This is a genomic window from Metaplanococcus flavidus (assembly GCF_042675885.1).
In the GTDB taxonomy this organism is placed as follows: domain Bacteria; phylum Bacillota; class Bacilli; order Bacillales_A; family Planococcaceae; genus Planococcus; species Planococcus flavidus.
In genome coordinates, this window is the sequence record NZ_JBHTKI010000009.1 from 1 (window position 1) to 20,933 (window position 20,933).

Genomic DNA, 20,933 nt, shown 5'->3' on the forward strand with positions numbered 1-20,933 from the left:
TGTATTAGGCACGCCGCCAGCGTTCGTCCTGAGCCAGGATCAAACTCTCCATTATAGAGTAGTTGATTGCTCTTGTACTTGCTGGCGCATCGCCGTCCGAAGACAGGCGATTCGCTTTGATCTGCCGAAGCTGATCAGTAGTAAGTCACGAACCCGAGAAGTTCGAAGGCTGTGCTCCGATCGCCCGAAGGCGACCATCGCAAAAGCCGTTCTCGCGCCAAGGCGCTCGTGACGTCTTTCGTTGACGTTTTGCTGTTCAGTTTTCAAGGTTCAAAATTTAGCATCCTGTAAAAGCGACTTCTTTAATTTAGCATCGTCGGTTGCAGGAGTCAAGCGTTATTTATTATTCTAAAAAAGCTTAACCTGTTCAAGCGACATTTAATATCATAATACGTCACCTCCTTGTTTGTCAACGATAAAAAGGATTAAATCATTCTCCGTTTAAAATTCTCCATATTTTGCCTCGCCGGATTACTATCCAGACTTATCATGCGAATCTCTTCTCTAATGAAAGAAACAATTTGTCGATGGACAAACCGTTTCTGAACACATAATTTTTATTTAGCACCTTTCACGTAGTAATAACGATGGAAAATCCCTTCGCTCTTGGTCATGACCCCTTCGATAAATACCAATTTTTTATCTACGAGGTATTCGATGAACACTTCAAGGTCGGAAGAATAGTTTTTCAATTCCTCCTGCTCGTGAAGTTCCTGAATGGTCCAGCTCTTCTTCTTCGACATCACTTCCCTGATGTGTTGTGCTCCATCTTCTGTCCGGGAATGAATCAGAAATTCGCTGGCAAGAAATAGCAGCTCAAGTCTTTTATCAATCGATTCATCGCTGAGCACCAGTTCCTCGTATAATTTATAGATGGATGGCTCTATCTTTTTAACTTGGGACCACACTGTAACTTCAGGAGGCAATCCGTTTTCCAAAACCGAAAGACGCGCCAAATGATGTAAGGATTCAATAACATGTCGATAGGCGTCAAGATAATTTTTCTCTTCGAATAGGACTTTGCCTTCGAGGTATCGACGGATGAGTTTAGCAAACTCAAGCCCCATCTTAATTTTCCTGCCTGTAAACGGATATTCCTTAAGTTCGGTTATCAAATTCTCCATGAATTCATTTCGATCGTAAATGATTCGTCCATTAAACAACCAGTCAACTACTTTCCGGTTCGTACCCAGCAGCAGCCATTTTTGCATCTGCTTCTCAGTGATGATGTGCATCGCCGCTTTTTTTTCACCGTACGTATAATGCTTTGTAAAAACAGGCGTTTCGTTTTCCTTCGTAATGATCAGCAGTATTGAATCAAAAGTATCTGTGTTGGGGCTTACTTTATCCCGCTTTTCAACAAGCACTACGCCAAGCGTACTTTCCTGGCTCGCTCGTTCCTGGTAAATCGGCCTTAGGATTTGTTCCATTTTATTTTCACTCCCTGCAATTTCAGGCTTGTACCGGGCTTCCCCTTTTTCTATCAATGAATCTATTCTTGTGATTTTCACAACCGGCAAGGGTTCTGGTCGCAGAATGCGATTGAATTGGTACTGCTTTTCTCTATTTCGACATATTTCTCGCGATTCCTTCATGAGAATTGCATTAACACTTTTTCACATTGAATATGATATAGTATGATTGATGCAAGGAGGAATAAAACATGAAACCTTATAAAAATAAAATCAACCGCATAAGAACCTTTGCGCTGTCATTAATTTTCATCGGCATCGTGATTATGTATATAGGTATTTACTTTAGAGAGCAGCCAGCAATTATGGTCACCTTTATGTTGCTTGGAGTTGTAGCCATTATCGGAAGCACCGGTGTTTATGCCTGGATCGGCCTTCTTTCGATGAAAACTGTTCCCGTTGAATGTCCAAGTTGTGGACGTCATACAAAAATGCTCGGTCGTGTCGACATGTGTATGCATTGCCGCGAGCCATTGACGATGGATCCTTCCCTTGAAGGTAAAGAGTTTGATGTCGGATACAATAAAAAAAATTCCAAAGTATAAACAAAATCCGTCAGTGGATCTTTCACTGACGGATTTTTGCATCCTAAATATTTCGTGGAATATAAAAAAGCGGGCATAGAAATCTATGCTCGCTTTCTTATTGAGCCTTTGCTGAACCAGTAAGACAATTCTGGCATGTACCATAAATTTCAAGTCGATGGTAATCTACCTGAAATCCGGTGACATGTGAAGCCAGGTGTTCGACTTCATCCAATCCGGGATAATGGAAATCAACAATTTTCCCGCAATCATTGCAAATCATATGATAATGATCATGTGTGACAAAATCAAAACGGCTTGATGAATCTCCATAAGTCAATTCTTTCACGAGACCGGCTTTTTTAAAGACACGTAAATTATTATAAACAGTTGCAACACTCATATTTGGAAAAGATTGTTCAAGAGCGCGATAAATGTCATCCGCTGTCGGGTGCGTTGTTGAGTGAATCATATACTCCAAAATCGCGTTGCGCTGTGGAGTGATTCTGACACCTGTAGACTTCAAAGCATCAAGCGCGTCTTTCAATAAAACGTCAGACATCGCCGTGCACCTCACTTCATAAAGATTCTTACTTTATAATCGTTACAATTAGTGTACTCAATATGGAAGGAAGATGTCAAGAAATCACTATAAGCGCGCCGCTGGAAGAGTCTTATGAATCTTTATTTTCTCTCACTGTGCAATTCGTTTTCTTTGCTGCCCAAACGCTGGTTGATAAAGCGCGCTGCGACAAAAAGAAAATCAGAGAGCCGGTTAAGATAGGCGAATACATGAGGCGACGTCCCTTCCCCGATTGTGGTGGCAAGGCGTTCCGCTCTTCTCACTACGGTACGGGCAACGTGGAAAGCAGCACCGGCGGGATGGCCGCTCGGGAGGATGAAATTGCTTAATGCAGGCAATTCCGCATCATACTTGTCGATCCATTTTTCCAGCTTACCTGTATCTTCAGCAGTCAGCTTCCACTTCACTTCTTTTCCGGCGGGTGTAGCCAACTCTGCCCCCACATGGAATAAAGTCGTCTGGATCTCGTGAAAAATCTCGCAGATTTCTTCCTTCTCACTGAAAAATTCAGCGTTCAGATGGGCCAATGCCAAACCGATCATCGAGTTTGCTTCATCGCAGGTTCCATAGGCTTCAACCAGGACATCGTTTTTCGGTACGCGAGAGCCATATATAAGAGATGTAGTGCCTTTATCTCCTGTCTTCGTATAAATCTTCATAGTTAATACCCCTTTTCCATATTAACGAGATTTGTCGGCTCATTCTCTCCGCTCAACCATTTCTTTAAGTTCGGCAGGAAAATTTCCATAGCCCGCTCCAGGTATTTTTCAGATTTTCCGGATACATGGGGTGAAATCACAATATTATCCAGACTCCAAAAAACATGTTCTTCGGGTAATGGCTCCTGTACAAAAACGTCCAATACGGCATATGAAATCATTTTATTTTGCATTGCTTCTATAAGAACTTCCTCTTTGACAAGATCTCCACGGCCAAAATTCATAAAAATTGCATCTTGTTTCATTGCCTGGAAATGCTCGAGGCCGAGCAGATATTTCGTGTCCGATGTACTCGGCAATATCGAAATGACCATATCGGCTTCAGGCAATTTCGCCAGCAACCCATCAAACGAAATCATTTCATTCATATATTCCGCCTGATTTCCTGAACGGTTGCAGCCGATGGTGATAACGCCAAAAGCTTGCAGCAGCCGGCCTACCTCAGCCCCTATAGCCCCGGGCCCCAAAATTAAAGCAGTTGATCCTCTAAGTTCGGTTGAACGGAATTGTCTCTCCCATTTATGATTTTGCTGGTTTTTGTAGATATCAGGCAGTGAGCGCTTTAAGGCGAGCAGATGGCCCAGAACCGATTCACCCATCGGTGTTTTATGGATGCCCCGTACATTTGATACCGTAATTCCCCGTGCGGCGATTGCTTCATGCGGCATTTTTTCCACACCGGCACTGAATACCATAATCCACTTTAAGTTCTGTGCTTGGGCAATAGCCTCTTCATCCAGGTCCTCACCGTACGTCACAAGGATATCTGCTGTCGGCAATTTACTTTTATCTTTATAAAAAAAATGAAAATCGGCATCCGGAAATTCTGTGATGATTTGTTGCTGCATTTCTTCTTTCGGTACAAACGTAAATAGAATTTCCATGAACTTTCTCCCCCTATGCTTTGCTCAGGTCTTTCACTGTTTCCAGGACTTCCTGAATATGGTCTGTCACTTTGACTTTACGCCATTCTTCAATAACCGTCCCTGTGGGATCGATCAGGAAAGTTGAGCGCTCAATCCCCATAAACTCCTTGCCGTACATTTTTTTCTCAACCCAAACGCCATATGCCTCGGATACTTTATGATCTTCATCCACAAGCAGCGAAAATGGCAGGCCGTGTTTACTGATGAATTTACTGTGCTGTTGTTCGGAATCTGCGCTGACGCCGAGAATCACTGCCCCCAGTTCGGAAAAGTCTTTTTCAGCATCCCGGAAATCACAAGCCTGTGTGGTGCAGCCAGGCGTCATGTCTTTTGGATAAAAATACAGCACCACATATTTCTTACCGGAAAAATCTTGTAAAGAAACAGTTTCCCCGTTTTCATTTTTCATAGTGAAATCTGGTGCATGTAAACCTTTTAATGTGGTCAATACCATCACTCCTTCTCTTAAGTCTATCGTACCTAACTGGAGACGCAGTTTCAATTTCTTTGGCGCAAACACATAAACTTGTCTACAATATAGAATAGACATTATGTAGGAGGAATTTATCCAATGAACCATACAGAATCAAATAAATTGCATAAGGAAGCACTCGAACATATTGTCGGTGGTGTCAATAGCCCTTCTAGATCGTTCAAGGCTGTCGGCGGCGGATCGCCGGTAGTTATGGAGCGAGCAAAAGGTGCCTATTTCTGGGATGTCGACGGCAATAAATACATCGATTTTCTGGCAGCTTATGGACCAATCATCACGGGTCATGGCCATCCACATATTACAAAAGCCATTTCCCACGCTGCGGAAACCGGCGTATTATACGGAACACCTACACGCCACGAAATAACTTTCGCCAAGATGCTGAAGGAAGCGATGCCCAATATGGATCGGGTTCGTTTCGTCAATAGTGGAACGGAGGCTGTTATGACAACTATCCGTGTATCCCGCGCCTACACCGGCCGCACGAAAATAATGAAGTTTGCCGGCTGCTATCATGGACATTCGGACCTGGTACTCGTTGCAGCAGGATCAGGTCCCGCGACACTTGGAACACCGGATTCAGCCGGGGTACCAAAAACGATTGCTGAAGAAGTCATTACAATTCCGTTTAATGATCCGGCAGCTTTTGCTGAGGCGATGGAAAAATGGGGTCATCAAATTGCCTGCATCCTGGTGGAGCCGATAGTCGGTAATTTCGGCATTGTGGAGCCAAAAGAAGGCTTTCTTGCGGAAGTTCACCGGATAGCGGAAGAAAAAGGAGCCTTAATTGTATACGATGAAGTAATTACGGCTTTCCGCTTCCATTACGGTGGTGCTCAGGATATGCTGAACCTCAAACCTGATCTGACAGCGCTTGGTAAAATCATTGGCGGCGGCCTTCCAATCGGCGCTTATGGTGGGAAAAAAGAAATCATGGAAACTGTCGCCCCGCTCGGACCAGCCTATCAGGCAGGCACGATGGCCGGAAATCCCGCTTCGATCCAGGCAGGAATCGCCTGTCTGGAGGTTCTTCAGAAAAAAGGCGTCTATGAAGAAATGGACAGACTCGGTGAACGGCTTGAAAAGGGCATCCTGAAAGCTGCACAGGATTTTGATGTTACCATCACTGTCAATCGCCTGAAAGGCGCTTTGACCATTTACTTCACCGATGTGACAGTGGAAAATTATGAACAGGCTGAAGCTACAGATGGAGAAGTCTTCGGGCGTTTCTTTAAATTAATGCTCCAGCAGAGTATTAATCTTGCTCCCTCCAAATATGAGGCATGGTTCCTCACGACTGAACATACGGAAGAAGATGTGGACACAGCGCTGCAGGCTGTACGAAAGGCTTTCAGCCAGTTGTAATAGGCAATAAAATAAAGGAAGAAGGGATTCATAAGTTATGAAATTAGGTGCACGTATATTAAAAACCGGCGTGGCTATTTCAATGGCCTTGTTTTTAGCCAACTTATTGGAATTGCCTTCTCCTGTCTTTGCAGGCGTAGCGGCAATTTTCGCAATACAACCTTCCATATACAGGTCGTACCTGACCCTATTGGACCAAATATATGGCAACCTCATCGGCGCAACGATAGCTGTGCTATTCGTATTGACCCTTGGCAGCAATTACCTGACTATCGGACTTGCCGCCATATTGGCAATTGTCGTCATGCTCAAATTAAAGCTCGAAAATACTGTGCCACTGACACTTGTCACAATAATCATCATCATGGATTCGCACACCAGTAATTTCCTGTCATTTGCGTCTCTGCGGTTTTTAACTGTCTTATTGGGTATTTTCTCTGCATTTATCGTCAATATGATTTTTCTGCCACCAAAATACGAAACGCGTTTGTTCACATCCATCCATGAAGTGAGTGAAGAAGTCGTCCGTTGGATTCGCGTATCCATCCGGCACGCATCCGACCATGCTTCAGTGAAAGAGGATATCGACCGTTTAACTGATAAACTCGTTAAAGTCGATCAATGGTATTCCTTTTATAAAGATGAAAGAAGCTATACGAAAAAGCAGCAATATACTAAAGCAAGAAAATTAGTGTTGTATCGCCAAATGATCGCCACTTCCAAAAAGAGCCTGGAAGTGTTAAAAAGGCTGCACCGCTTTGAAAATGAATTGACTGAACTTCCCGAGCAATTCCATATGATGGTGCAGGAACGGCTTGAAAGCCTGGCCAGCTACCACGAACAGCTGTATATGAAATATGTTGGCAAATTAAGGCCGGAGCATAGTGAATCATCAGGCAATGATGCTTCCGTGAAACGACATGAAGTGATGGCGATCTTCGTCAAGGAAATCAACATCGCTCTGGAATCGGAAGACAGCGACTTTTCTGTTTACCATTTGATGCATGTCCTTTCTGCCATCCTCGATTACGAGGAACAGCTCGAGCATCTTGATTTATTGATCATCGCTTACTTGAATTACCATGGTGATGAAGTGGATGAAGATCTGGAAAATGTCATTTGACGAATTAATTTAAATTCAAATAAAAACGTGCAGGGGATAAAATCCCTGCACGTTTTTTTATGATTTCATGCGTGGATCAAGTGCATCCCGCAAGCCATCGCCCATTAAATTAAAGCCCAGAACTGTAAGCATAATAGCCAGACCCGGGAAAATCATCGTCCACGGGGCATTGGTCAGAAAAGACCTGGAATCAGCAAGCATCTTGCCCCATTCCGGAGTTGGTGCAGATGCCCCAAGCCCCAGGAATCCAAGTGCTGCCGCTTCGATGATTGCAGTTGCAATCGCCAAAGTCCCCTGCACAATAACCGGTGCCATCGAGTTCGGCAGAATATGCGAAAACAGGATTCGGCTGTCCTGCATGCCAATCGCTTTGGCAGACATAATGTATTCATCTTCTTTTATGCTCAATACTTTCGACCTTATCAGCCTGCCGAAGTTGGGAACATTAATGATTGCAATTGCAATCAAGGCATTTCGTAAAGACGGTCCCAGTACTGAAACAACTGCAATCGCAAGAAGGATACTTGGGAAAGCGAGCATGATATCAAAAATCCGGGAAATGATGGTATCTACCCATCTGCCGTAATAGCCAGCCAAGATGCCGAGAAAACTTCCGACAATTACTGAAGCGATTACTGCTAAGAATCCTACCCATAGAGAAATTCTCGCTCCGTAGACAACACGGGAAAGAATATCCCGGCCAAAATCATCGGTCCCCATCCAATATGTTGAGGAAGGAGGTTGAAACCGTTGGGTCAAGTCTTGTTCATTGATGCCCTGTGGCGTAAACAGTGGACCGAAAATAGCCAATAGAATAAAGAAGATTACGATTCCCATTCCAACTACAGCTACTTTACTTTTGCGGAAACCGCGCCATGCTTCTTTCCAGGGCCCTGCCACTTTCTGCATTTCAATATCTTCATTTTTTACTGTCGTGTCATCCATTATTCTCCCCCTTCCTAATCATATTTGATGCGCGGATCCACTAAGCTGTAAAGAAGATCGACGATTAGATTGATCATAACGAATATGAAGGCGACAATCAGAATGCCCGACTGGATTACCGGGTAATCCCGGAAGCCGATTGCTTCATATATATACCTTCCAATTCCTGGCCATGCAAAAATTGTTTCTGTCAATATGGCGCCACCAAGTAATAAGCCCATTTGAAGACCAATGATAGTCATGACAGGAATGATGGCATTTTTCAATGCATGCTTATAAACGACCCAAAACATTTTCAAACCTTTTGAACGGGCTGTACGAACATAATCCGAACGCATGACTTCCAGCATGCTTGACCGCGTCATCCGGGCGATGATGGCCATCGGAATAGTAGCAAGTGCCGTTCCCGGAAGTATCAGATGTCGCATCACTGTTGCCAGTTGATCGAATTGTCCCGTGATCAAGGTATCGATAATATAAAAACCTGTTACCGATTCTATCGGATCTCGCACATTCATGCGGCCGGAAGTTGGCAGCAGATCCAATTCAATAGCAAAAATCCATTGATTGAGAAGGCCCAACCAGAAAATCGGCATTGAAACACCAATAAGTGCAATAATCATAGCAAGATAGTCGAACCATGAATTCTGGAACCATGCAGAAATGATTCCCGCATTAATTCCGACGATAATGGCAATGATAACTGCAAAAACGGATAATTCGATTGTTGCCGCCAAATAAGGCCATACTTCATCAACTACCGGAGTTCTGGTTCGCAGCGACTCTCCCAAATCTCCGGTAACCAGTCCTTTCAAATAATCAAAATACTGGATATACCATGGATTATCCAATCCTAACGTTGCCCTCAGAGCCTGAATGGCTTCCTCAGAAGCCTGCTGACCAAGAATTACTTGAGCCGGATCACCAGGTATTGCACGAATGATCATAAAAACGATGAATGTCATTCCGAGCAGAACCGGAATCAATTGCAATAGCCGTTTACCAATATAGTGAAGCATTTCTTCACCTCTCCATCTCTAACAATATGTATAGAATAATTTAAAAAAGAGGGGAGCCAGTTTGATCTCCCCTCTCGAAAAATCTACTCCAGATTCAAGTCAACTGTTGATAATTTATCTGAACCAGTTGGGTGTGGTTTAAAGTCAACCACATTGCTGCCACCAGCAAGTAATGGTGTAGAGTGAGCAAGTGGAACCCATGGTGCATCTTCGTGAATGATTTCTTGAGCTTGCATATACAATTCGTTACGAGCATCTTCATCGACTTCCGTCTGAGCTTCGATCAGAATGTCATGCAATTCCTGATTTTCGTAATATGTGTAGTTGTTTGAACCAATATTATCCTGGTCAAGCAATACATACAGGAAGTTATCCGCATCACCGTTATCACCAGTCCATCCTAATAGGAAGGCATCAGCTTCACCGTTTGCAGCTTTTTCAAGATATGTGGCCCATTCATAGGAAACGATGTCTGCAGTGATTCCTACTTCTGCCAAATCACTTTGGATTGCTTCTGCAACTTTTTGGCCATCCGGCATATATGGACGCGGAACAGGCATAGCCCATAGTTCCATTTCAAATCCATCGCCAAGACCGGCTTCTTCCAACAACTCCATCGCTTTTTCAGGATCGTATTCATATCCTTCGATGTCATCGTTATATCCGCTGATTACAGGCGGCATCGGGTTTTTCGCAACTTCTCCACGACCTTCGAAGAATGCATCAACAAGGGCCTGTCTGTCAATTGCATGGTTCATCGCCTGACGAACCAATGGATCGTCGAAAGGTTCACGTGTGTTAGTTAAACCAAGGTAGCCGACGTTCATAGATGGACGCTCATAAATTTGAAGGTTCTCATCAGCTTCAATAGTAGCGGCATCGGATGGGTTGATCCCATCTGCCAAATCAATTTCTCCAGCCAATAATGCGTTCAAACGGCCAGAGTTATCTGGAATTGCACGGAAGACGACTTCATCCAATTTCGGTTCGCCTTCAACCCAATAATCATCGTATTTCTCGATACGTACAGTATCGTTACGATTCCATTCAACGAATTGGAATGGTCCCGTACCTACAGGATTGTCACCGAATGCATCGCCCTGCTCTTCAATTGCTGTAGGAGAAGCGATACCGAACGGGCTCATTGCCAAGTTTTTAAGGAATGGAGCCATCGGACGTTTCAATGTGATAGTGACTTCATAATCGCCAGTTGCTTCCACCGACTCGATTACGTGGCCTTCATCATCACCAAAACCGCCAAACATAGACCCGTAGTACGGGTATTGATCTGCATCTCCTGCAGCCCAACGGTCAAAGTTTGCCACAACAGCTTCAGCATTGAAATCTGTGCCATCATGGAATGTTACGCCTTCTTCCAAAGTGAATGTGTAAGTTAATCCATCATCTGCGGCAGTCCAATCAGATGCCAATCCCGGTTCAAGTTCTGTATCCTGCTCACCGAAATTGACAAGCGTATCAAAAATGTTCTTTGTAACTTTAAATGATTCACCGTCTGTAACAGTGATAGGGTCCAGTGATACCGAGTCTCCACCACGTCCGAAGATCAATACTTTCTCTTCTGTTGACTCCCCTTCGTCACCAGTTTCACCGCTGTCGCCTTCTGATTCTTCATCTGTTCCGCCATTACAGCCGTAAAGTACTGTCGAAATCAGCAAAAGCATCAGAAATGCAAGTGATAGAATTTTCTTGTTTCCCAAATTAACCCCTCCATTTTTGTTTATTATCATTGCGGTCTGCTTTCCTCGTAAAGGTGGCAGGCCACATAATGATCTTTTTCAACTTCCGCGAAAATCGGTATCGTCGTTTCACAAATATCCATTTTAAATGGACAGCGTGTGTGGAAACGGCAACCACTCGGCGGATTAGCGGGACTAGGCACATCCCCTTTGATAACCACTTCTTCCCTCTCGAAAGCCGGATCCGGTACGGGCACTGCAGTGAGCAATGCCTGTGTGTAAGGATGCAGCGGCTTTTCGTAAAGGTCCTCGGTATCAGCCATTTCGGCCATGTTGCCAAGGTACATTACGCCTACACGGTCACTGATGTGGCGAACCACACCGAGATCATGTGCGATGAAAATATAAGTCAGTTTCAGTTCTTTCTGCAGATCCTGCATCAGATTCAACACCTGTGCCTGGATTGATACATCAAGAGCTGAAACGGGCTCGTCAGCAATAATGAGTTTCGGATTTGTCATCAACGCCCGGGCAATGCCGATGCGCTGGCGTTGTCCGCCACTGAATTGATGCGGATAACGTTTTGCGTGATAACTGCTTAATCCTACGATTTCCAGAAATTCGTGAACCTTTTTTTTGCGCTCTTTCGGGTCACCGATATCATGGACGTTCAAAGGTTCCATTAATATCTTTTCAATAGTATGCCGTGGGTTCAGTGATGCATAAGGATCCTGGAACACCATTTGGATATCGCGGCGAGCCTTTCGCATATCACCGCTCGAGAGAGATGTAAGCTCCTGGCCGTCGAAAGTGACTTTTCCTTCAGTCGGTTCCAGCAGCCTCATCAGCATTCTTCCGGTAGTCGACTTGCCGCAGCCCGATTCTCCGACAATGCCAAGAGTTTCCCCTTCCTTAACGGTAAATGAAATATCATCGACGGCTTTAACGTAATTGTTCACTCTTCCGAATATACCTGATTTAATAGGGAAGTATTTTTTCAGGCCTTCAACTTTTAACAATTGTTCTGTCATGCTTCTCTGCCTCCTTTGGATCAAATAGGAAGCACCTTGTCTGATGCTCTTCAGTTGTTTGGTACAGCGGCGGTGTTTCTTCAAAACAGCGATCGAATGCAAATTCACATCTCGGGGCAAAACGGCATCCGGTGTTGATTGTACCCGGTTTTGGAACATTGCCTGGTATTGAGTAAAGCCGCTCTTTTTTGAATCTCATATCTGGAACAGATTCCAGCAGCCCGCGTGTATATGGATGTTGCGGATCTTTGAAGATATCGGCGACCGCCCCTTCCTCGACCACTTTGCCCGCATACATGACCACTACTCTTTCGCATGTTTCTGCAACAACTCCAAGGTCATGGGTGATTAGCAGGACAGCCGTGTTGAGCTCTTTATTCAAATTCTTGATCAGTTTCAGGATTTGCGCCTGAATAGTAACATCAAGCGCAGTTGTTGGTTCATCCGCAATCAGCACTTTGGGATCGCACAATAATGCCATGGCAATCATGACCCGCTGCCTCATCCCCCCCGATAATTGATGGGGATACTCTTTCATCAAGCCTTCCGGACGCGGCAATCCGACCAATTTCATCATTTCGACCGCACGATTGTAAATCTGTTTCTTCGACCAATCCTTTTTATGGATCTTGACCGCTTCCTGAAGCTGGTTTCCAATTGTATATAATGGATTCAATGAAGTCATTGGCTCCTGGAATATCATTGCTATATCATTGCCCCGGATGTCACGCATCTTCTTCTCGGGCAATTTCGTCAAATCCGTATTCTCAAATAAAATTTCGCCATTGGTGATTCTGCCCGGAGGGCTTGGAACCAATCCCATGATCGACAACGAAGTCACACTTTTGCCGCACCCGGATTCGCCTACTATCCCCAATACTTCACCTTCACGAATATGGAAGTCTATATCATCTACAGCCGGTACTTGGCCGTCATCTGTAAAAAAGGTGGTCTGCAAACCTTTTACTTCTAAAATTTTTTCTCTTTCTACCATTTTGACACCCCTTTTTACCTAAAGATAATTCTGAATATTTTATTTCTTTTAATTATACGGAAATTTAAACTATATGCAACAGTTCTTTTTATAGGGTCGGCTATTAAATTTTTATGAACAAAAAAAGAACCAGCTAAGAATGTCTCAGCTGGCTTGCAATAAACACCTATATTATGGAAGGAACTCCAATTTTATTTGAAATGCTGAACCTGGAAAAGGTTATAATAGACCCCTTTCCGCTTCATTAATTCATCGTGTGAGCCTTTTTCTGCCAATACGCCATGGTCAATAACAAGTATTTGATCGGCATGAGTGATAGTGGACAATCTATGGGCCACAATTAATGTTGTTCTGTCGTTAGCGAGTCGCTCAAGCGAATCCTGGATCAGTGCTTCGCTTTCCAGATCCAGTGCGGAAGTCGCTTCATCGAGAATCAGCATTGGCGGATTTTTCAGGAAAACACGTGCAATTGCGATACGCTGTTTCTGTCCACCCGATAATTTGACTCCCCGTTCTCCCACTTTCGTGTCGTAGCCTTCCGGCAACAAATCAATGAACGTATGGGCATTGGCAGCTTTTGCCGCCGCTTCAACTTCCTCATCAGTGGCATCCGGTTTACCCATTAAAATATTGGCCTTGACTGAATCACTGAACAGAATTGAATCCTGCAGCACCAGACCGATCTGATCACGGAGTGTATGGATGCTGACATCTTTTAAATTATGGTCATCCATATAGATGCCGCCTTCAGTCACATCGTAGAAGCGTGGAATCAGCGATACAATCGTCGATTTCCCTCCACCGCTCATACCGACCAGTGCAACAGTCTCACCCGGTTTAACAGTGAAACTCATATCGGAGAGAACTTCTGAGCCTCCATCATTATAATGGAATGAAACATTGCGGAATTCCAGTTTACCGTCCACGACTTTCAAATCGCGGGCACCTTTTTTATCTGTTACATCATAATCTTCATCGACCAGTTCAAAGACCCGGTCCATCGATGCCAATGATTGCACCAGTGTCGTTGAAGAGTTGACGAGTCGGCGCAATGGATTGTAAAGACGTTCGATATAGGCAATAAACGCTACCATCGTCCCAAGGGTTAAATCTCCCTGAATTACCTGATAACCGGCATAGCCGATTACCAGCAACGGTGCCACATCGGTAATGGTATTGACGACGGCAAAAGCCTTCGCATTCCATTTTGTATGGTCGATCGCCTTTTCCAGAAACTGATCATTGGTATCGTTAAAAATCTTCTGTTCATGCTTTTCCAGTGCAAAGCTTTTGATGATGCTCATCCCCTGCACGCGTTCGTGGAGATAACTTTGGACGTTTGCCAGAGCCTGCGACCGTTCACGGGTCAAATCACGCAAGCGACCGAAAAAGTATTTGACGCTCAACGCATAAAATGGAAATGCCAGCAAGGCAACTATCGTCAATGACACATCCATCGTCAGCATGATGCCAATTGCAATAAGAATCGTCGCAAGATCGAGCCAGACATTCATCAAGCCGATCATGACAAAGTTTTTCGTTTGCTCCACATCGTTGATGACACGCGAAATAATTTCGCCTGCTCTCGTGTTGGCGTAATACCTGAGGCTTAACCGTTGCAGGTGGCCATAGAGATAACCACGAATGTCGTAGAGGATTTTATTGCTTACATATTGTGCATAATACTGGCGGAAATATTCAATCGGCGGGCGCAGAAGAAAGAACACAATTGCCGTTCCTCCAAGCCAGAGGTAGAGCTGTTCCAATTTCTCTTCACTCGACAGCGCTTCCGCTCCGATAATATCGTCGATGACAATCTTAATCAGCAATGGAATAAAAAGCGGAATCGCAAATTTAAATACGCCGATCAGGATGGTCAAAGCTATTTGCCAATAATACGGCTTAACAAAATGCATGTACCTTTTCATGCTGCTTCGTTTCATGGTGCTCAAAATAATCACTCCATTCTTTCTCAAAATGAAAAACCTGTTGGCTGGCAACAGGTTTCCATTTAATCAACGAATCCGGTTTTCTCTGTGAAATTCATACCGGTCCGTCCATACTTCGATGAAGTCCGGGGCAAATGGGCCTCTGCGCTGTTTGATCCAGCCTATCAGCTTTTCAACATTGCGATAGAGAATCTGGTCCGTTACTTCAGGGTAGCCCATCTGTCTTTTATGGTCTTCATATTCGTCTTCATCCAATAATGTGTAAGACATATCCGGAAACACTTTTACATCCAGGTCGTAATCGATGTACTTCAGGGAACCATTATTATATACAAATGGCGAACTGATATTGCAGTAATAATAGACCCCGTCATCACGAAGCATGCAAATGATGTTGAACCAATGCTCTGCGTGAAAATAGCAAATCGAAGGTTCGCGTGTTAACCACGTCCTGCCATCCGATTCAGTGACCAGGGTCCGTTCATTTGCACCGATTACAATATTATTAGTCCCTTTCAAAACAGTTGTTTCCTGCCAGACACGGTGGATTCGGCCGTTGTGTTTGTAACTGTGGATTTGTATCGTTTCTCCCTCTGCGGGAATCGCCATGTCCATCCCACCTTCTCGTCTAAGCCCTTATATTATCTGCTATTTCAGTATTATATCAATCAATTCTGAAAACATACAGTAATACGCCGGATTAACCAAAAAATTACATAACGACCGAACGGCCACCATCTACGATAATCGTTTGTCCACGAATCATATCCGAATCATCGGATATGAGGAACATCGCCGTCTTGACCATATCCTCGATTTCCACCATACGCCCTGCCGGCGTGTTGACACGCGCATCGTTCAACAGCTCTTCCCGGTTCGGAAAATGTTTCAGCGCTTCTGTATCAAGGGCACCACCGGAAACCGTGTTGACGGATATTCCTTTTGGTGCAAGCTCAACCGCCAAATAACGGGTGATTGATTCGACCGCCGCTTTTGATACACCGATCGTCGTATAATTTTCAAGGTAACGGATTGACCCGAGTGAACTGATGCCGACAATTTTGCCACCTTTGTCCATCAGCTTTGCAGCTTCCTGCGCGCCGAACAGCATCGCTTTGGCATTGATGTTCATCGTCCAGTCCCAATGTGATTCTTCAAGTTCCATAATCGGGCGGAGTACACCGGACGCAGCATTCGATACGAACACATCTAATCTGCCAAACTCCTCTTTAATCGTTTCGAACATGCTGCGCAATTTGTCAACGTCCCCTACATTTGCTCTCACCAGCAAGGCTTTGCGGCCTCTTGCTTCCACTTCTTTTACAGTGTCCAGAGCAGCGGTTTTGCTGCGTGCATAATTCACCACGATGTCATAGCCTTCTTCTGCCAGGGCAATTGCCATCGCTTTTCCGAGCCCTCTACTGCTTCCTGTTACCAATGCCACTTTCTGATCAGCCATTTCTATGCATCTCCTCTGCTTGTTAAAGCCGTTTTCATTTTTTGTACCGGACCCGATATCGGCAGCAAATCCATTTCTGCCGCATTGACCCATTTCATGTTTTCGGGAATTTCCAAATTTACACCTTTGGCGATAAAGCCATCCACATTCCATGTTAAATGAGAAAAGACGTGTTTGAAAGAAGTAATTTTCTCCGCTTTCTCCACAGTCCCTTTAAATTGTTCGGACAACCGTTCTTCTACTCCTGGTGCCCCAATACTTTCCGCAATTTCCAATAGCGGGAACTGCCACATATTTGCCAATAGGCCTGTTGAAGGACGCTTTTCCATCAATAGGGATTCTCCGCTTCGAATGGCGACCATTGCATAATTGACGCCTTTATTTGTTTTGGCTTTCGTTTTAACCGGAAGTTCATGTTGTCTGCCTTCGTTAAATGCCGCACAATGCTCACGAACCGGACATAACAGGCATTTGGGTGACGTCGGTGTACAAACGAGCGCTCCCAGCTCCATCAGCCCCTGATTGAAAGCGGACGGATCTTCATGGCTGATCAATGCCGTGACCGCTTCTTCAAATACTTTACGCGTTTTTGGTTTGGCAATATCTTCATCAATCAATAAAATCCGCGATAACACCCGCATAACATTGCCATCCACCGCATGTTCCGGCAAGCCATAGGCAATACTCAGCACCGCTCCGGCTGTATAAGGTCCGACACCTTTCAAAGCCAAAATCTCTTTGCGGCTGCCCGGAACCTTGCCGCCATATTTCTCCGCCACTTCCCTGACACCTGCCTGAAGGTTGCGGGCTCGGGAATAATAGCCAAGACCTTCCCATTGCTTCAGCAAAACTTCTTCATCCGCCATCGCCAAATCGTGCAAAGTGGGAAACTTCTCAACAAAACGTTTATAATAGGGAATCACCGTATCCACACGGGTTTGCTGCAGCATAATTTCTGAAATCCATATTTGATATGGATCCGCAGTTCGTCGCCACGGCAGGTCTCTTTTTTCTGTATGGAACCAATCGATCAAGTCATTTTGAAATTGCTTTTTATCTATATTAATAACGGAACCCTCCATTGATACTAGATTATTTCATTAAAATTAGGGGTATGTAATGAGTAGCAATGACGGGTAATCAAAAAACAAATTACCGTCAGACAGCAAATACTTTTGAAGGGGGATGAGACGATGGATACTGGTACACACCTTGTCATGGGCATCGCACTCGGCGGCCTCGCGATGGCGGACCCCGTCGTGGCAAATGATACCGTGACCATGACCGCAGTCATCGCTGGAACCATCATCGGCTCACAAATCCCGGACATTGATACGGTACTCAAATTGCGCGATAACGCTGTTTATATCCGTCATCACCGTGGAGCCACTCATTCAATTCCAGCGGTTTTAACATGGCCGCTCCTATTGACCGGCGCATTATGGCTGATCTTTCCGGAAGTGAATCTGCTGCATCTATGGCTTTGGACTTTCCTCGCCGTATTTCTGCATGTTTTTGTAGATATCTTCAATTCCTATGGCACGCAGGCATTGAGGCCGTTCTCCAATCAGTGGGTGGCTCTTGGCGTCATCAACACTTTTGATCCGATTATTTTCGGAGCTCATGTCATCGCCTTGATGATTTGGGCATTTGGCGCTGATCCGGTATGGACGATCGGCATTCTGTATGTTGTGCTCGTACTTTATTATCTCTCACGGTTTGCTCTGCAATCAGCCATCAAACATGCCATTCGCAATACGGTTCCGGGTGCCAAAGAAATATTCGTTGCACCGACAATGCGCTATTTCCATTGGCGCATCGCAGCAGATACGGACCGCCACCATTACGTTGGGCGGGCATACGGCCGGACAATCAACTTCTATGATAAGTTCATGAAAAAGCCGATGCCTGAAAATGAATTGATTCAAACTGCTTTAAAGGACAAAAACCTTGCAGCATTTGTTTCATTTTCCCCTCTTTACCGGTGGGAAATCAATCAATACGGAGAAATTTTAGAGGTGCGGCTGATTGATTTGAGATATCGCAGCAACGATTATTATCCTTTTGTTGCAGTAGCTCATCTGGATGAGGATTACAATATCCTCAATTCCTACACCGGTTGGATCTTCAGTGAAGACAAGCTTCGCAAAAAACTGGATTTCAGCCATAACTAAATCGAATCATAAAACGCACACTCCAGGGTGTGCGTTTTTTGATGCTTCAACAACTTAATAGTAGCCCTTAATCAGTCGTTCAATAAATGGGAATATTTCGGGTTGCTGGCTGCAAATTCGTGGATATTTTCGCCGTAGCTGTCAATCCACTGGCGTACAACTTTTTCGACCACTTCAGTGCCCTGGTAATCATATCCCGCTTTTGCGTAAGAAGATTCAAAGTCCGAAGCAAGCAATTCAATCCATGTGCGCGCTTTTTCTTCTGAGATATTCGGATTTTTCTCCTGCAGTTCACTGGTCAATTGTTCAATGACTTCCTTCATATTCCTACTTCCCTTCTTTTAACGGACGCAGCATGGAAATTGGTAAAGCCTCTGTGAACTTATCGCCACCAAGGCGATAGCCCCATGCAAATCGGCCTTTCAAATAATCGATTTGAAAATAGACATTGGGATCTCCTTCGATATGGTAGACTTCCCCTTTTTTGAAATCTTCCGGATCGAGCAGATAGCTGGCTGCCATTATGGCTTTGCGTTCCAACACAGCAAACTCATTGATGATGCCCAGCTGTTCGGCTTTGCGTGCTTTTTCTTTCAGGCGTGCAATTTCTGTTCGCAATTCCTGTTCATCCATCTGGTTGTATCGTTTATCTTCACTCATCTTCGTTCTCCTTTTTCTCCAGGTATTCATTGATGACTTCGGCGGGAAATCCTTTTTGGTAAAGTCCCTGTTTCACTTTGGATTTCAAATCATAGCCGGTTAATTTGCTGCTGTATTTACGCCAAAGTTTATCACCTTGCGCTGCGACAATGTCGGTCCATTGGTCTTCGTCTTTTTCCAGATCCAAATCTGCTATTGCCAATTTGATCAGTGAATAAGAATAACCTTTGCGAAGCAATGTGTCACTGATTTTCTGTTCAATCTGGCGTGGAGTCTTCGTTTTTTCCTTGTCAGCAATTTTTTCTGCGAGTCCTTTGGCGAGTTCCAGCTGCTCTTCATCAGAATAGGATGCGAGTACATCTTTTTGCACTTGTTTATCAATCCCTTTCTTCTGCATATCCTGTTGGATCGCTTTCGGACCTTTTTTGGCCGACTTCATCTGTGTGCGCATCAACGCTTCTGAAAATGCCCGGTCATCCAGGAAGTTCAGTTTGTATAATTTTTTGATCGCTTCATCTATAACTGCTTCGCCGTATTCTTTGTCTTTCAATTTCTGCCGCACTTCGTTTTCACTGCGCATTCGAAAACTCAGAAAGTCGAGTGATTTATTGAAAGCTTTACGGACTTCATCTTCAAAATTCATTTCTTCAATGGTCCATTGGTCGAGCTCTTTCCCTTTGGTCAATTGATACCGGACGAGCACCGTTTCATCGACGCTGAAAGCGAATTTCTCTTCAAGGAAAATATTATAGCGTTCAGGATTCTTTTTCCCTTGTGTGATTTTCGTGATAATCGGCATTCACCGGCACCTCACTTCCCTTATAAGTATACCCTTTTAAAGGCTTAATTGCATCGATTCAGGGTACAATAAAGGAAATGGAGGCGATATGCATGAAGATAGCAATCACTGGTGGAACCGGTTTTGCCGGCAAAGAAATGACTGACTTATTCCGTCAGCAAGGTCACGAAGTTTTTGTGCTGACGAGAAGCCCGAAACCTTCCCAAGGGGGAGTTCACTATGTCGAGTGGCTGACAGACAACGCGAAACCAGAACTCGAGTTGGCTGGCATCGATGCGTTTGTGAATCTTGCTGGTTCATCGATCAACGACGGACGCTGGGATGAGGAGCAGAAAAAGCTGATTTACAGCAGCAGGGTGGAAGCAACAACTGAAGTTCTGCGCATCATCCGGGCATTGGAACATAAACCGGAAGTGTTGATCAACGCCAGCGCTGTTGGAATTTATCCTGCTTCGACTGAAAAATCCTATACAGAAGATTCCACTGAAAGAGGCGAAGACTTTCTCGCTAAAACCGTCATCGAATGGGAGCGCCTGGCAAATGAAGCGAAAGAACATGGCGTCCGGGTTGCGTGCGGTCGTTTCGGCATCATTCTGGGCAAAAAAGATGGCGCCTTGCCGCTGATGGCCCTGCCTTATAAACTTTTTGGCGGGGGCACAGTCGGTACCGGCAGACAGTGGCTATCCTGGATTCACGTAAATGACTTAGCACGAGCAGTCCTATTCGCAATTGAAACGACAGAACTTGAAGGCCCATTCAATGTCACAGCACCGTATCCAAAACGCATGAAAGAATTTGGCAAGGAAATTGGACATGAGCTGGGCAGGCCCCATTGGTTCCCGGTGCCGGAATTTGTATTGAAAGCCGTACTTGGAGATAAAAGCCGCCTGGTATTGGAAGGACAACGCGTCCTTCCAGAGGTCTTGCAGAAACACGGTTTTGAATTCTCCTACCCGGATCTCAGATCGGCTCTGGCTGATATCTATAAATAGCGCTATAAT

At 44.6% G+C, this 20,933-nt stretch carries 22 protein-coding genes; 5 read left to right on the forward strand and 17 right to left on the reverse strand.

Annotated features, from left to right (window positions below; translation table 11 throughout):
- Window positions 1-557 precede the first annotated feature (557 nt).
- On the reverse strand, window positions 558-1,430 hold the full coding sequence (locus ACFQ1X_RS07885) for a nucleotidyltransferase-like protein (protein WP_144840956.1): 873 nt from the start codon (window positions 1,428-1,430) through the stop codon (window positions 558-560).
- 233 nt (window positions 1,431-1,663) lie between these two features.
- Here ACFQ1X_RS07885 and ACFQ1X_RS07890 point away from each other — a divergent pair, with 233 nt between their 5' ends.
- Window positions 1,664-2,017, forward strand: a complete 354-nt coding sequence (locus tag ACFQ1X_RS07890; protein ID WP_144840955.1) for a YgzB family protein — start codon at window positions 1,664-1,666, stop codon at window positions 2,015-2,017.
- A gap of 97 nt (window positions 2,018-2,114) precedes the next feature.
- On the opposite strand, the gene perR is transcribed toward ACFQ1X_RS07890, so the two are convergent.
- From perR to bcp, 4 genes are all read right to left on the reverse strand, one after another.
- Window positions 2,115-2,558: a peroxide-responsive transcriptional repressor PerR gene (gene perR / locus ACFQ1X_RS07895; protein WP_144840954.1), complete on the reverse strand. Its 444-nt coding sequence runs from the start codon at window positions 2,556-2,558 to the stop codon at window positions 2,115-2,117.
- A gap of 122 nt (window positions 2,559-2,680) precedes the next feature.
- The gene (locus tag ACFQ1X_RS07900; protein WP_144840953.1) at window positions 2,681-3,238 is read right to left on the reverse strand and encodes a cob(I)yrinic acid a,c-diamide adenosyltransferase; all 558 of its coding nucleotides are present in this window, start codon (window positions 3,236-3,238) and stop codon (window positions 2,681-2,683) included.
- A 2-nt stretch (window positions 3,239-3,240) separates the two neighbouring features.
- A complete protein-coding gene (locus ACFQ1X_RS07905; RefSeq protein ID WP_144840952.1) occupies window positions 3,241-4,182 on the reverse strand; it encodes a D-2-hydroxyacid dehydrogenase in 942 nt (313 codons plus the stop codon).
- Window positions 4,183-4,195: 13 nt separating this feature from the next.
- Window positions 4,196-4,672: a thioredoxin-dependent thiol peroxidase gene (gene bcp / locus ACFQ1X_RS07910; protein WP_144840951.1), complete on the reverse strand. Its 477-nt coding sequence runs from the start codon at window positions 4,670-4,672 to the stop codon at window positions 4,196-4,198.
- Between the two features lie 123 nt (window positions 4,673-4,795).
- Here bcp and ACFQ1X_RS07915 point away from each other — a divergent pair, with 123 nt between their 5' ends.
- Together ACFQ1X_RS07915 and ACFQ1X_RS07920 are read left to right on the forward strand one after the other, a co-directional pair.
- A complete protein-coding gene (locus tag ACFQ1X_RS07915) occupies window positions 4,796-6,082 on the forward strand; it encodes a glutamate-1-semialdehyde 2,1-aminomutase (RefSeq protein ID WP_144840950.1) in 1,287 nt (428 codons plus the stop codon).
- A 37-nt stretch (window positions 6,083-6,119) separates the two neighbouring features.
- Window positions 6,120-7,205 (forward strand): FUSC family protein, encoded by a 1,086-nt coding sequence (locus ACFQ1X_RS07920; RefSeq protein ID WP_144840949.1) that lies wholly within the window; start codon window positions 6,120-6,122, stop codon window positions 7,203-7,205.
- Between the two features lie 57 nt (window positions 7,206-7,262).
- On the opposite strand, the gene nikC is transcribed toward ACFQ1X_RS07920, so the two are convergent.
- From nikC to mutY, 9 genes are all read right to left on the reverse strand, one after another.
- The gene (nikC, locus tag ACFQ1X_RS07925; RefSeq protein ID WP_144840948.1) at window positions 7,263-8,150 is read right to left on the reverse strand and encodes a nickel transporter permease; all 888 of its coding nucleotides are present in this window, start codon (window positions 8,148-8,150) and stop codon (window positions 7,263-7,265) included.
- Between the two features lie 14 nt (window positions 8,151-8,164).
- Window positions 8,165-9,169 (reverse strand): ABC transporter permease, encoded by a 1,005-nt coding sequence (locus tag ACFQ1X_RS07930; protein ID WP_144840947.1) that lies wholly within the window; start codon window positions 9,167-9,169, stop codon window positions 8,165-8,167.
- An 83-nt stretch (window positions 9,170-9,252) separates the two neighbouring features.
- Window positions 9,253-10,887: an ABC transporter substrate-binding protein gene (locus tag ACFQ1X_RS07935; RefSeq protein WP_144840946.1), complete on the reverse strand. Its 1,635-nt coding sequence runs from the start codon at window positions 10,885-10,887 to the stop codon at window positions 9,253-9,255.
- Between the two features lie 26 nt (window positions 10,888-10,913).
- On the reverse strand, window positions 10,914-11,897 hold the full coding sequence (locus ACFQ1X_RS07940) for an ABC transporter ATP-binding protein (RefSeq protein WP_379082050.1): 984 nt from the start codon (window positions 11,895-11,897) through the stop codon (window positions 10,914-10,916).
- Complete coding sequence (locus tag ACFQ1X_RS07945) at window positions 11,872-12,891, reverse strand: ABC transporter ATP-binding protein (protein WP_144840945.1); 1,020 nt, start codon at window positions 12,889-12,891, stop codon at window positions 11,872-11,874. The genes ACFQ1X_RS07940 and ACFQ1X_RS07945 overlap by 26 nt, the downstream gene beginning before the upstream one ends.
- 191 nt (window positions 12,892-13,082) lie before the next feature.
- Window positions 13,083-14,834 (reverse strand): ABC transporter ATP-binding protein, encoded by a 1,752-nt coding sequence (locus tag ACFQ1X_RS07950; protein WP_144840958.1) that lies wholly within the window; start codon window positions 14,832-14,834, stop codon window positions 13,083-13,085.
- Between the two features lie 72 nt (window positions 14,835-14,906).
- Window positions 14,907-15,449: a nucleoside tri-diphosphate phosphatase gene (gene ntdP, locus ACFQ1X_RS07955; RefSeq protein WP_144840944.1), complete on the reverse strand. Its 543-nt coding sequence runs from the start codon at window positions 15,447-15,449 to the stop codon at window positions 14,907-14,909.
- Between the two features lie 103 nt (window positions 15,450-15,552).
- The gene (gene fabL / locus ACFQ1X_RS07960; protein ID WP_144840943.1) at window positions 15,553-16,299 is read right to left on the reverse strand and encodes an enoyl-[acyl-carrier-protein] reductase FabL; all 747 of its coding nucleotides are present in this window, start codon (window positions 16,297-16,299) and stop codon (window positions 15,553-15,555) included.
- Window positions 16,300-16,301: 2 nt separating this feature from the next.
- A complete protein-coding gene (mutY, locus tag ACFQ1X_RS07965) occupies window positions 16,302-17,381 on the reverse strand; it encodes an A/G-specific adenine glycosylase (protein ID WP_144840942.1) in 1,080 nt (359 codons plus the stop codon).
- Window positions 17,382-17,492: 111 nt separating this feature from the next.
- Here mutY and ACFQ1X_RS07970 point away from each other — a divergent pair, with 111 nt between their 5' ends.
- Complete coding sequence (locus ACFQ1X_RS07970) at window positions 17,493-18,473, forward strand: metal-dependent hydrolase (protein WP_144840941.1); 981 nt, start codon at window positions 17,493-17,495, stop codon at window positions 18,471-18,473.
- Window positions 18,474-18,544: 71 nt separating this feature from the next.
- Here the strand turns inward: ACFQ1X_RS07970 and ACFQ1X_RS07975 are convergent, their stop codons facing one another.
- From ACFQ1X_RS07975 to recX, 3 genes are read right to left on the reverse strand one after another with little or no spacing between them, the layout of a single operon-like run.
- Window positions 18,545-18,796 carry a YfhJ family protein gene (locus tag ACFQ1X_RS07975; RefSeq protein WP_144840940.1) on the reverse strand — a complete coding sequence of 84 codons (252 nt, stop codon included), beginning with the start codon at window positions 18,794-18,796 and terminating at the stop codon, window positions 18,545-18,547.
- A 4-nt stretch (window positions 18,797-18,800) separates the two neighbouring features.
- Window positions 18,801-19,133: a YfhH family protein gene (locus ACFQ1X_RS07980; RefSeq protein ID WP_144840939.1), complete on the reverse strand. Its 333-nt coding sequence runs from the start codon at window positions 19,131-19,133 to the stop codon at window positions 18,801-18,803.
- Window positions 19,126-19,932, reverse strand: a complete 807-nt coding sequence (gene recX, locus ACFQ1X_RS07985; RefSeq protein WP_144840938.1) for a recombination regulator RecX — start codon at window positions 19,930-19,932, stop codon at window positions 19,126-19,128. The genes ACFQ1X_RS07980 and recX overlap by 8 nt, the downstream gene beginning before the upstream one ends.
- A 92-nt stretch (window positions 19,933-20,024) precedes the next feature.
- Between recX and ACFQ1X_RS07990 the strand changes: the two genes are divergently transcribed.
- The gene (locus ACFQ1X_RS07990) at window positions 20,025-20,924 is read left to right on the forward strand and encodes a TIGR01777 family oxidoreductase (protein WP_144840937.1); all 900 of its coding nucleotides are present in this window, start codon (window positions 20,025-20,027) and stop codon (window positions 20,922-20,924) included.
- The last annotated feature ends 9 nt before the right edge of the window (window positions 20,925-20,933 follow it).